General features: G+C 61.6%; 10 protein-coding genes. 7 read left to right on the forward strand and 3 right to left on the reverse strand.

The genetic code is table 11. From position 1 onward, the window contains the following. Positions 1-39: 39 nt before the first annotated feature. Both Q1A06_RS13450 and ade read right to left on the reverse strand, forming a co-directional pair. Positions 40-1,509 (reverse strand): AMP nucleosidase, encoded by a 1,470-nt coding sequence (locus Q1A06_RS13450; RefSeq protein ID WP_299564464.1) that lies wholly within the window; start codon positions 1,507-1,509, stop codon positions 40-42. Between the two features lie 36 nt (positions 1,510-1,545). Beyond that, positions 1,546-3,354 (reverse strand): adenine deaminase, encoded by a 1,809-nt coding sequence (gene ade / locus Q1A06_RS13455; protein WP_299564467.1) that lies wholly within the window; start codon positions 3,352-3,354, stop codon positions 1,546-1,548. Positions 3,355-3,403: 49 nt separating this feature from the next. Between ade and Q1A06_RS13460 the strand changes: the two genes are divergently transcribed. The 7 genes from Q1A06_RS13460 (at position 3,404) to Q1A06_RS13490 (ending at position 11,199) form a co-directional block, all read left to right on the forward strand. Then, positions 3,404-3,835, forward strand: a complete 432-nt coding sequence (locus tag Q1A06_RS13460; protein ID WP_299564470.1) for a glyoxalase — start codon at positions 3,404-3,406, stop codon at positions 3,833-3,835. A 67-nt stretch (positions 3,836-3,902) separates the two neighbouring features. Then, a complete protein-coding gene (locus Q1A06_RS13465) occupies positions 3,903-4,658 on the forward strand; it encodes a class II aldolase and adducin N-terminal domain-containing protein (protein WP_299564472.1) in 756 nt (251 codons plus the stop codon). Continuing rightward, positions 4,655-5,620 (forward strand): sterol desaturase family protein, encoded by a 966-nt coding sequence (locus Q1A06_RS13470; protein ID WP_299564475.1) that lies wholly within the window; start codon positions 4,655-4,657, stop codon positions 5,618-5,620. The genes Q1A06_RS13465 and Q1A06_RS13470 overlap by 4 nt, the downstream gene beginning before the upstream one ends. Next, entirely contained in the window at positions 5,617-6,777 is a 1,161-nt protein-coding gene (locus Q1A06_RS13475) for an acyl-CoA dehydrogenase family protein (RefSeq protein ID WP_299564478.1), read from the forward strand. Before Q1A06_RS13470 ends, Q1A06_RS13475 begins: the two co-directional genes overlap by 4 nt. 283 nt (positions 6,778-7,060) lie before the next feature. Next, positions 7,061-9,076 carry an acetate--CoA ligase family protein gene (locus tag Q1A06_RS13480; protein WP_299564481.1) on the forward strand — a complete coding sequence of 672 codons (2,016 nt, stop codon included), beginning with the start codon at positions 7,061-7,063 and terminating at the stop codon, positions 9,074-9,076. A 10-nt stretch (positions 9,077-9,086) separates the two neighbouring features. Beyond that, positions 9,087-9,866 (forward strand): carnitinyl-CoA dehydratase, encoded by a 780-nt coding sequence (locus tag Q1A06_RS13485; protein ID WP_299564483.1) that lies wholly within the window; start codon positions 9,087-9,089, stop codon positions 9,864-9,866. Positions 9,867-9,945: 79 nt separating this feature from the next. Continuing rightward, positions 9,946-11,199, forward strand: coding sequence for a glycosyltransferase family 4 protein (locus Q1A06_RS13490; RefSeq protein ID WP_299564486.1), 1,254 nt, complete (start codon positions 9,946-9,948; stop codon positions 11,197-11,199). Positions 11,200-11,213: 14 nt separating this feature from the next. Here Q1A06_RS13490 and Q1A06_RS13495 read toward each other — a convergent pair whose 3' ends face one another. Then, entirely contained in the window at positions 11,214-12,323 is a 1,110-nt protein-coding gene (locus Q1A06_RS13495; protein ID WP_299564488.1) for a polysaccharide biosynthesis/export family protein, read from the reverse strand. Between the last annotated feature and the right edge of the window lie 126 nt (positions 12,324-12,449).

A 12,449-nucleotide genomic window follows, 5' to 3' on the forward strand; every position in this document is an offset into this window, starting at 1 on the left:
AAATATGGTGTTTTTTGCATTTTTCCGCCTGTGCAGCCCCTAGAGGAAGGCCGTTTCGTCGAAAGAACGCAGTTTTCGGCTGTGAATCCGCTCCAAAGGCATGTTGCGCAACCGCTCCATCGCGCGGATTCCGATGCGCAGATGCCGCGAAACCTGCGTTTTGTAGAAGTCGGAGGCCATGCCGGGCAGCTTCAGCTCGCCGTGCAGCGGTTTGTCGGAGACGCACAAAAGCGTCCCGTAGGGCACGCGGAAGCGGTAGCCGTTCGCCGCGATCGTGGCGCTTTCCATGTCGAGCGCGATGGCGCGCGACTGGCTGAGCCGCTGCACCGGGCCGGATTGGTCGCGCAGTTCCCAGTTGCGGTTGTCGATGGTGGCGACGGTGCCGGTGCGCATGATCCGCTTGAGCTCATACCCTTCCAGCTGCGTCACCTCGGCGACGGCCTTTTCCAGCGCGATCTGGATTTCCGCGAGCGCGGGGATCGGCACCCAGACGGGCAGATCATCGTCAAGCACGTGATCCTCGCGCAGGTACGCGTGGGCAAGGACGAAATCGCCCAGCGCCTGCGAATTGCGCAGGCCGGCGCAGTGCCCAACCATCATCCACGCGTGCGGGCGCAGCACGGCGATGTGATCGGTCGCCGTCTTGGCGTTCGACGGACCGACGCCGATGTTGACCAGCGTGATGCCCGAGCCGTTCTCACGTTTCAGGTGATAGGTCGGCATCTGCGGTATCTTGCCGGTGTCCTCGATCGGCGCGTCCGGTTCGGTGATTTCCCTGTCGCCGGTGGAGACGAAAGAGGTGTAACCGCTGTTTTCGTCGCGCAGCATCTCGCGGGCGAATTGTTCGAATTCGGTTACATAGAACTGGTAGTTGGTGAACAGGACGTGACACTGGAAATGGTCCGGGTCGGTGGCGGTATAGTGGGCAAGCCGCGCGAGCGAATAGTCCACCCGCTGTGCGGTGAAGGGCGCCAGCGGCGCGACGCCCCCTTCGGGCACGTAGGTTCCGTTGACGATGTCGTCGTTGGTCGTGCTCAGATCCGGTACGTCGAAGACATCGCGCAGGGTGAAATCGGCCGCGCCTTCCCGGGGCACGTTCAGGGCGGCGTCGTTGGACACCGCGAAGTGCACCGGAATGGGCGTGTTCGAGGGGCCGATGACGACGGACATGCCGTGGTTTTCGATCAACAGGCCGATTTGCTGGATCAGGTAGTTGCGGAACAGATCGGGGCGCGTGATCGTCGCGGAGTAGGTGCCGGGAGCCGAGACGTGACCAAAGCTCAGCCGGGTATCAACGTGGGCGTAGCTTGACGTGGTAAAGCGGATTTCAGGGTAGAAGGCGCGGATGCGTGCGTCTGGCGGGGCGTCCGCCATTGCGGATCGGAAATGCGCGCCCAGGAAGTCGGTCGCTTGCGTGTAGAGCGCGGTCAACCTGTCGACGGCGGCGGTTGCGTCGCTGAACTCTTCCGGCTTGTCGGCGTTAGGGGTGAGGATCTTGTATTGCTTCATGGGATTTCTTTCACGGATCCGTGCGGGTCTGAACGCTCATCTGGAGATCACGTCGATGAATTCGAAACTGCGCACGTCGACGAGGCCGAGATCGGAAATCCGCAATTCGGGGATGACGACGAGCGCGAGCAGAGAGTGCTGCATATAAGCGTTGTTGAGGGTGCAGCCGCAATCGCGCATCGCCTGCATCAGGGTATCTGTCTTGGCGGCGACTTGGGCGGCGGGGCAGTCCGACATGAGGCCCGCGATGGGCAGGTCGATCGTGGCTAGCGGGGTACCATCGCGGAATATGGTGATGCCGCCACCGATCGCGCGCAGATGGTTGGCGGCCAGCGCCATGTTCCCGGCGTCGGTGCCGACGACGATCATGTGGTGGCTGTCGTGCGCGACGGTCGAGGCCATGCCCATGCACCCGGTATAGCCAAAGCCCGACACCAGCGCATTGACCACGCCGCCCGTGGCGCGGTGCCGTTCGACCAATGCGATCTGGCACACGTCGCCGTGGGCTGTCACGCGGCCTTCGGTCACGGGCAGTTCGAATTGCAGGGCCTTGGTGGGGGCCTGATTTTCGATCACACCGATGACGTTGGCCGTAACGGCGTTGGCGCCTGCGGGGGCGGTGATGGTGAAATCGTCGCCGCACAGATCGCGCGACATGTTGACGGTCCGGCGCGCATGTGCCGGCCAGTCGTAGTGCGGGCAGTCGACCAGACATGCGCCGTCCTGCGCCACCACCTGTCCACGCGCGATCACCATCTCGATGGGCAGGGTTTTCAGATCGGACGACAGGATCACATCGGCGCGTCGTCCGGGGGTGAGCGATCCGATTTCCCGTTCCATCCCGAAGTGGGTCGCCGTGTTGATCGTGGCCATTTGCAGCGCCACCAGCGGATCGCAGCCGCAGTTGATCGCGTGGCGCACGACGCGGTTCATATGGCCGTCATTGACCAGCGTACCGGAATGGCAATCGTCGGTGCACAGGATCATGTTGCGCGGGTCCAGTCCGCGTTCGGTGATCGCGGTGATCTGGGATTCGACATCGTACCACGCGGAGCCGAGCCGGATCATCGACCGCATTCCCTGACGCATCCGGGCAATCGCGTCCGCCTCGCAGGTGCCTTCGTGATCGTCCGCCGGACCGCCCGCGACATAGGCCGCGAAGGCGGGACCAAGATCGGGCGAGGCATAATGCCCGCCTACTGTCTTGCCGGCGTTTTGCGTCGCCGCGATTTCGGCGAGCATCTGCGGGTCGGCGTTCGAGACACCGGGAAAGTTCATCATCTCGCCCAGACCGACGATGCCGGGCCATGCCATCGCCTCGGCCACATCCTGTGCTGTGATCTCGAATCCGGTGGTTTCCATCCCCGGCGCGCTGGGCGCGCAGGAGGGCATTTGCGTGAAGATATTGACCGGCTGCATCAACGCCTCGTCGTGCATCATCCGCACGCCTTCGAGGCCCAGCACATTGGCGATCTCGTGCGGGTCGGTGAACATCGACGTGGTGCCGTGCGGAATCACGGCGCGGGCAAATTCGGCGGGCGTGAGCATCCCGCTTTCGATATGCATGTGACCGTCGCACAAACCGGGGATCATGTAGCGGCCCTGCGCTTCGATGATCCGGGTCTCGGGGCCCGTGCAATGGGCCGCATCCGGCCCGACAAAGGCGATGCGGCCGCGTACGATTGCAATGGCGTGATCCGGCAGCGCCTCGCGGGTGTGCACGTTCACCCAGATCCCGCCGGTGATGACCAGATCGGCCGGGCTGCGCCCTGCGGCGACGTTGACCAGATCGGCGGCTACATCGGCCCATGAAGAAAGCGGCGCAGGGGAATTTCCTTGTGTCATGGCGCAAGGTGGCACAGGGTCTGGATGGGTTCAAGCGGGAGGAGACGCGATGGACTACGATAGTGTATCGGCGCCTGATTTCGGCGCATCGCTGCGCGGCCTTGGAATCAATCTGCTGGTGCGCGACGTGGCCGCACAGGCCGCATTTCTCCGAGTGGTGTTTCGCATGACGGTGCATCAGCCGACGCGGGATTTCGCGATTCTGCGCTATGGCGAACAGGTGTTCCAGATCCACAGCGACGGCACCTATCACTCCCACCCGCTGCTGGGTCTGGTGCCGGAAACGCCGCCGCGCGGCGGCGGGGTCGAGCTGCGGCTGTACGACAGCGATCCCGACGCGGCCTGCATCCGGGCGCAGGCCGCAGGCGGTACGATCCTGCACGCAGCGGCGGACAAGCCGCACGGCCTGCGCGAGGCGTACATTCTGTGCCGCGACGGATATGCGTGGGTGCCAAGCTGCCCTTTGACAGGGTCGGATTGATGGCGCAGACAGGTCGTACGGGCCATTCGGAGAATGGTCCTGTCGCACCCAGCCGAAGGAGCCAAAGATGAGCGTTACGCAGATGAAACCGAACATGGACCATTGGCAGGAACGTGTCGATCTGGCCGCCGCCTTTCGCTGGACCGCGCGTCTGGACATGCACGAAGGCGTGGCCAATCATTTTTCTCTGGCGGTGAACGATGCGGGCACGCAATTTCTGATGAACCCCAATCAGGTGCATTTTTCCCGGATCAAGGCATCGGACCTGTTGCTGATCGATGCGAACGACCCCCAAACGCTGGAAGGTCCGAACGCACCGGACCCGACTGCATGGGGTCTGCACGGCGGGGTGCACCGGGCGTGTGGCCATGCGCGCTGTGTGATGCATGTACATTCGATATTCGCCACCGTGCTGGCCTGTTTGCAAGACAGCCGCCTGCCGCCGATTGACCAGAACTGCTGTACCTTCTACGACCGCGTGGTCATCGACGAGGACTACGGCGGGCTCGCGTTCGAGGATGAAGGCGCGCGCTGTGCGGCGCTTTTGACCGACCCGCGCCAGAAGGTGATGGTCATGGGCAGCCACGGTGTGATGGTGATCGGCGATACCGTGGCCGAGACGTTCAACCGGCTGTATTATTTCGAGCGCGCGGCGGAAACATATATCCGGGCGCTGCAGACCGGCCTGCCGCTGCGCAGCATCCCCGACGACATCGCGGAGAAAACTGCACGGCAACTGGAGGAATATCCCGAACAGGATGCGCGTCACCTGGCGGAGCTGAAGGCGATTCTGGATGCGGAAGGCTCGGACTACGCCGGATGAGCCGCGCAGAGTGGAACCACGCGCCCGAAGGTGCCATCGCAGTATCGCCGCTGTGGCAGTGGCCGCTGCGCCCGGTCAAGGTGCTGAAATGGTACGCGGACGGGTGGTTCCCGCTCAGCATCAACCTGTCGATCCTGGCCCTCGCGTTCCTGAGCTGGGTCTACCTGAGCCCGACTCTGGACACTGCGCAGGGGTTCGGCCCGTGGGTTCTGGGCATCTGGGCGCGCAATGCCGTGATTACGGTGGCCGTCGCAGGGGGCCTGCACCTGTGGTTTCACGCCTATGCCTTGCAGGGAACGCGGATGAAATACGATCCGCGCCCCTTTCCGCGGCGCGGTCGCGTCTTTAGTTTTTCGGACCAGTTGAAAGACAACATGTTCTGGACGCTTGTCTCAGGGGTGACGGTGTGGAGCGCCCTTGAGGCGGCGGCATGGTGGGGATTGGCAAACGGTCTGATGCCACGCACCACATTCGCGCAAACGCCCGTCTGGTTCATCGCGTTCTTCTTCCTCATTCCGGTCTGGGAGAGCTTCTATTTCTACTGGATCCACCGACTGCTGCATACGCGGGTGTTCTATCGGTTTCACGCGCTGCACCACCGCAACACGGACGTCGGGCCGTGGTCCGGCTTGTCGATGCACCCGGTGGAACACCTGCTTTATTTCGGAACGGTGGTCATCCATCTGATCCTACCGACCTCGCCGGTCCACGTGATCTTTCACCTGATGTTCTACGCGCTTCTGGCCATCGTGACGCATACCGGTTTCGAAGGGCTGTGGTTTCGCAATGCCAAGCGCGTGCATCTGGGCATGTTCCACCACCAGATCCACCACCGCTATTTCGAGGTGAATTACGGCAATCTTGACGTTCCGTGGGACAAGCTGTTCGGCTCGTTCCACGATGGAACAGATGCAGGCAAGGCACAGATGCGCGAACGACTGAAAAACAGGAAAAGACCATGATGTACGGGCTTACAGATGAGAACCAGATGATCGCGGACACGGTGCGATCATTCGTGGAAAAGGAAATCTATCCGCATGAGGCTCTGGTGGAGCGGACCGGCGAAGTGCCCGCGGAAATCGGCACTGAAATCAAGCGCAAGACGATTGATCTTGGCTTTTACGCCTGCAATTTTCCGACAAGTGTGGGGTGTGCAGGCCTCAACCATCTCGAATTCGCGCTGGTAGAGCGGGAATTGGGACGCGGCTCCATGGCATTGAACCATTTCTTCGGGCGGCCTCAGAATATCCTAATGGCGTGCGAAGGCGAACAGGTGGAACGCTATCTGATGCCCGCTGTGCGGGGCGAGCGGATGGACGCGCTCGCGATGACGGAACCGGGCGCCGGCTCGGACGTGCGCGGCATGAAATGCGCCGCGGTGCGCGATGGCACGGATTGGGTCGTGAATGGGACCAAGCATTTCATTTCGGGGGCGGATCACGCCGACTTTGTCATCGTGTTCGTCGCGACAGGCGAGGACCAGACGCCGAAAGGCCCGAAGAAGCGCATCACGGCATTCCTGGTAGACCGCGGCACGCCGGGGTTCACGATCCGCGACGGCTACAAATCGGTAAGTCATCGCGGCTACAAGAACATGATCCTAGAGTTCGACGACTGCCGTTTGCCCCAAGCGCAGGTTCTGGGGGCGGTCGATTGCGGGTTCGACGTGATGAACACATGGCTTTATGCAACCCGTATCACCGTGGCCACGATGAGCGTGGGACGCGCTAGGCGGGTATTCGATTACGCGCTGAATTACGCGGCGGAGCGGCAACAGTTCGGGCAGAAGATCGGCAAATTTCAGGGCGTCTCGTTCCAGCTCGCCGATATGATCACCGAAATCGATGCCGCCGATCTATTGACCCTGGCGGCCGCCGACAGGTTGGATAAAGGCGTGCCCGCGAACCGCGAAATAGCATCCGCAAAGCTCTACGCTTCGGAAATGCTGTCGCGGGTCACGGACGCCGCTATTCAATTGCACGGGGGGATGGGGCTCATGGATGATTATCCGCTCGAAAGGTTCTGGCGCGACGCCCGTGTGGAGCGCATCTGGGATGGGACGTCGGAGATACAGCGACATATTATCAGTCGTGAATTGCTCAGGGCCTTAGGGGCATGACGAAAACTGCGGTTCGTGCACTGGGCGGTGTACAAAGGGGGCCAGCCCCCAATCGGCCAAGGCCGATTTCCCCCGGGATATTTGTAGCCAAAAGAAATAGGGAGACCCCAACAGGAGCCTCCCACTTGAAAAACAGCACAGCTATTTCCCTTGGCGCAGTCATCGGCGTCCCCGCCTGTTCTGCTTTCTCAGGTTACTCCGCGCATGGTTAACATTTGGTTATTTTCTTTGGCCGGAAATATCCTCGCCGAAGGCAAGAATCTTTTTTGGGAGACCGCTTCGAATGGTGCGTGATCTGCAAAGGTTGCTGCGACCCGGAAGAATCGCTGTAGTGGGCGGGGGAGCATGGGGGGCGCAGATCATTAGGCAATCTCGAGCATTTGGCTTCACGGGCACGATTGAACTGGTCCATCCAGACCGCGGGGTCGTCGAGGGCGTCGTCGCCGTCAGATCTTTGGGTGATTTGCAAGAACCACCAGATGCGGTTTTCATCGGTGTGAACCGGTCAGCCACGATTGAAGTGGTAGCTGAACTTGCACGGATGGGTGCAGGGGGAGCAGTATGCTTCGCGTCGGGGTTCTCTGAGGCGATGGGTGAAGACAGTGACGGAAGGTCTTTGCAAGGGATCCTGACAGCGGCGGCGGGTGATATGCCGATATTGGGGCCGAACTGCTATGGTTTCATCAACGCGCTGGACGGGGCGTTGCTCTGGCCGGATCAGCATGGCTGCGAACCCGTGGATCGTGGCGTTGCGATCCTGACGCAATCGTCGAATATTGCAATCAACCTTACCATGCAGCAGCGCGGTTTGCCGATCGCCTACATGGTAACCTGCGGGAACATGGCGCAAACGACGCAGGCGGAAATGACGAATGCATTGCTAGATGATCCGCGCGTGAGCGTGATCGGGCTGCACATCGAAGGTTTTGCGGATCTGGAGGATTGGCACCGGGTGGCGGTCAAGGCGGCTGAACGAAGGGTTCCTTTGGTTGCGCTCAAGGTCGGGAAATCTGAGCAGGCACAGGCGGCGGCACTTTCGCATACCGCTTCTCTGGCAGGCAGCGATGTTGGAGCCGATGCCCTTCTGCGACGGCTCGGCATAGGTCGGGTTTCGGATCTGCCGACGCTCATCGAAACGCTCAAGCTCTTGCATATGGTCGGTCCGCTCGATGCGCCCAATTTGTCTTCGGTCAGCTGTTCGGGAGGAGAAGCGAGCCTGGCGGCCGATGCGGCGGCGGATCGGCGCGTGCGTTTTCCGGCCTTGACCGACACGCAGCATCTTGCGCTTAGAGAGGCGCTGGGCCCGCACGTGGCGCTGGGCAATCCGCTGGATTATCACACGTACATCTGGCGAGATGCCGAGCGAATGGCCGCCGCCTGGGCGCCGATGGCCGCGCCCCATATCGGACTTACCTTATTGATCGTAGATTATCCGCATACTGACGCAAGCGATTGGATCTGTGCGACCGAGGCGGCGTTGCGGGTGCGTGCGCGCAGCGGGCGGCCTGTGGCTGTCGTGGCGACATTGCCGGAGCTGATGCCGGCGGATATTGCCGCGCAGCTGATCGCAGGGGGTGTGGTGCCGATGCATGGGCTGACCGACGCAATCGCGGCAGCCGAGGTTGCCGCCACACTTGCTGGCCCCGATCCGGTGCCGCCCATGCCGCCGGGGCCGGACCGCACCGTGTCGCTGGTCGATGAGGCGCGGGCGAAGCGACGGTTGGCGGCTTTTGGACTGGCGGTGCCCCGTGGGGTCTGCGTTGACAGCGCTGGCGATCTTCGCGCTGCTGCCGCCGGGGTTGCCGCGCCGTTGGTGCTCAAGGTCACCGGGCTTGCCCATAAATCCGAAGCGGGCGCGGTTCGGGTCGGACTGGCGGCGGATGCTCTGACGGACGCGGCGCGGGGAATGCCTTCCGGTAGCTATTTGATCGAGGAAATGGTGCAGGGGGCGGTGGTCGAGCTGTTGATCGGCGTTCTGCGCGACCCTGCGCACGGGTTCGTCATGACGCTTGGTGCGGGCGGGGTGCGCGCGGAGTTGTGGCAGGATACGACATCGTTCCTGCTGCCCGCCACGCGACCGCAAATCGAAAAGACGCTGCGCCAATTGCGCATTTGGCCCCTGATCGAAGGATACCGGGGCGCGTCGGGCGCGGATCTGGCGGCGATACTCGATGCGGTCATGGCGGTTCAGGCCTATGTGGTTGCCAACGCGGACTGCGTCGGAGAAGTTGAGATAAACCCGTTGATGTGTAAGCCGGATGCGGCGATTGCCGTAGATGCGCTGTTGCGCGAAGCCTGAGGAGAGCCCAATGGAGCCGATCAAGACCCGCCGCGAAGGTGGCATACTCGAAGTCACGCTGGACCGACCCAAGGCCAATGCCATTGATCTGGTGACATCGCGCATCATGGGTGAAGTATTCACGGATTTCCGTGATGATCCCGATCTGCGCGTGGCGATCATCACGGGCGGGGGCGACAAGTTTTTCTGCCCCGGCTGGGACCTGAAGGCGGCCGCGGAGGGCGATGCGGTCGACGGCGACTACGGTGTCGGCGGCTTTGGCGGCTTGCAGGAATTGCCGGGGCTGAACAAGCCTGTTATCGCTGCTGTGAACGGCATTTGCTGCGGTGGCGGGCTTGAGCTGGCGCTGAGCGCGGATATGATCCTTGCGGCGGATCACGCGACGTTTGCGCTGCCGGAAATCCGGTCCGGCACGGTGGCGGATGCGGCCAGCGTGAAGCTGCCCAAGCGGATCCCCTATCACATCGCGATGGAGCTTTTGCTGACGGGACGGTGGTTCGATGCCGAGGAAGGCAAGGGCTGGGGCCTGATCAATGAAATCATGCCCGGTGCGGCGTTGATGGACCGCGCGTGGGAGCTTGCGCGGCTGCTGGCCTCGGGGCCGCCGCTTGTCTATGGGGCGATCAAGGAGATCGTGCGCGACGCGGAAGATGCGAAGTTTCAGGACACGATGAACCGGATCACCCGCCGCCAGCTGCGCAGCGTCGATACGCTTTATGCATCGGAAGACCAGCTTGAGGGCGCGCGTGCCTTTGCGGAAAAGCGTGATCCTGTCTGGAAAGGGAAATAGGGCGTTTGCATTTGCGCGGGCCGAAGGGTTATCTGACTGGGTCGAACTGTCGCCTTCCAGACCAAAAAGTCCTGATCAAATGAATATTCTCTTTGTCCACCAGAACATGCCGGGCCAGTATCGTGAGTTGCTGGAGTGGCTGGCGGCCACCGGTGAGCACAAGATCTATTTCCTGACACAGCGGCTGAATCCGCCAAAGTACGCCGGTGTCGAGACGCGGATCTACAAGCCGCATCACAAGCCGAAGCCGGACGCCTACGGGCTAAGCAAGGTGTGGGAAGAGGCGACGGGTATGGGTTTCGGCGCGGCGGTCGCGGCGCACAAGCTGGAAGCCGAAGAGAACTTTAAACCCGACATCGTGATCGGTCATATCGGTTGGGGCGAGCTGACGTTTTTCAAGCAGGTCTGGCCCGATGTGCCGATTATCGGGTTTTTTGAATATTACTACCGCCTTCACGGTGGGCCGGTGAATTTCGATCCCGAAGAGCCGACCAACGCCCATACGCCGTTTCTGCTTCAGGCGCGCAACGCGGTGCCGCAGGCGAACATCCAGACGGTCGACCGCGGGCACAGCCCGACGCAATGGCAGCGCGATTGTTTTCCCGAAGGCTTCCACGACAAGATCTATGTCTGTCATGATGGCATTCGTACCGACAGGCTTCGCCCTGACCCGAAAGCCACACTGAAACTGGGGCGGGTGGATAGGCCGATCGGGCGGGACGACGAGATCGTGACCTATATGGCGCGCAACCTTGAGCGGATGCGCGGATTTCACCAGTTCATGCGGGCGCTGCCGGATATTCTGGAGGCGCGACCGAATGCGCGGGTGCTGGTGGTCGGCGGCAATGACGTGTCCTACGGCAGCAAGAGCAAGGACCCCGCGGGCCTGCGCGGGGAGATGGAGGCCGAGATCGGGCACCGTGTCGATTGGAGCCGTGTGCATTTTCTGGGGCAGGTGCCTTATGCGGAATATCAGAAGATCATTCAGCTGAGCCGCTGCCACATCTATTTGACGATGCCGTTCGTGCTGTCCTGGTCGTTGCTTGAATCGATGGCGATGGAAGCGACAATCGTGGCCTCTGATGTCGCGCCGGTGCGTGAGGCGATGACCCACGGGGAAACCGGCCTGTTGGTCGATTTCTTTAATCCGCAGGCAATTGCGCGGCAGGTGGTCGAGGTGTTGGAACGTCCGCAGGATTTTGCGCAGTTGGGCAAGGCGGCGCGCAAGCATGTGGTCGAGAAATACGATTTTCTGACCAAATGCCTGCCCGAGCACATTGCGCAGATCAACGCGCTGGTTCCCGGAGAAAAGCGGATCGCGATGCCCGGCTGACCGGGCACCGGGGATCAGTTGGTGGCGACGGTGACGAGGCCGAATGCCGAGCCGATCAAGCTAAAGATCGTGCGGGTGTTGCTGACCGGGCTTTCGGTTGCCAGCACAAGATCGCCCGAATTGATAAAGAAATTGCGCGCCGAGAACAGACCGTCGGAGGATGTGAGGTCGATGGTGAACACCACCCGTTCCTGTCGCGGTCCCCGGTTGCCTGCGCTGAGGGCGGTCGCCGGATATTCGCGCAGGATCAGGATGCCCTGCGGATTGGCGCGGGCATCGTTCACGCCACCGATGATCGACAGCGCGTCCAGTGCGGAAACGCGGTCCCGGTTGAAGGGAAACTGGCTTTCGACTCCCGATGCGCCAAGCGACAGGAAATAACGACGATCCTGTTCGATGATGACCTTGTCGCCGCCTTGCAGCCGGGTGTCCAACTGCGGGTCTTCGTACAAACGCGATACGGACGTGCGGTAGATGTTCTGGCCGCGCACCAGTTTGACCTGCGGGTTCTGCAAACCGTTCTGGACGCCCCCGCCGGCGGAAATCGCGCCGAGCACGGTAAAGTTCTGGTCCGGCATCGGGATGATGCCTGGCGCGGTTACGCCGCCCACGAGATCCACGGAATTGACGCGGCCTTCGGCCATGTTCAACTGGACCTGAGAACCGGGCACCACGGCTTCAAGTTGTCTTTGCAGTAACTGTCGTGCGCTGTCAGGGGTGCGCCCCGCGATCCGGACCTTGCCGACGTAGGGAAGAAAGATAGATCCGCTTTCCGAAACGCGCATCCCGTCGAGGTTTGCGGTACGTTGACCCGGTGTCGTGATCAGAGAGTTTTCGGCGCTGTCCCAGATTATCACATTGACGGTATCGCCGGCCCGGATGATCTGGGCGTTTGATCCGGCGCTGCCGGAAACCCAGCTGAAGTGGCGGTCGCCGACCACTGGCCATTGATCAATACTGGGCAAAAACGCCTTGGTGACCTGATAAACGGCAAAGTCCGCTTCGGGCTGGTCCGAGCCCTTTATGATCTCGGATTTCAGTGCGGCCCCACGCGGAAGCGTGCCGCAGGCCGCGAGCGCAAGGCTGAGCACAATCCAAAGAGAGTATTTGATGACTGTGCCCATTATCGCTACCGCTCTTCTGTCAGGAATTCTCTTGTGTGTTTGCCATGCATGTGACCAGCGGGGCAAGGCTTGGAAATTGCTTCCGGGCAAGATACTGCATAGAGACGCGAGGTCAATCATTTCGGG

It is taken from the genome of uncultured Sulfitobacter sp., from assembly GCF_947497275.1.
Taxonomy (GTDB): domain Bacteria; phylum Pseudomonadota; class Alphaproteobacteria; order Rhodobacterales; family Rhodobacteraceae; genus Sulfitobacter.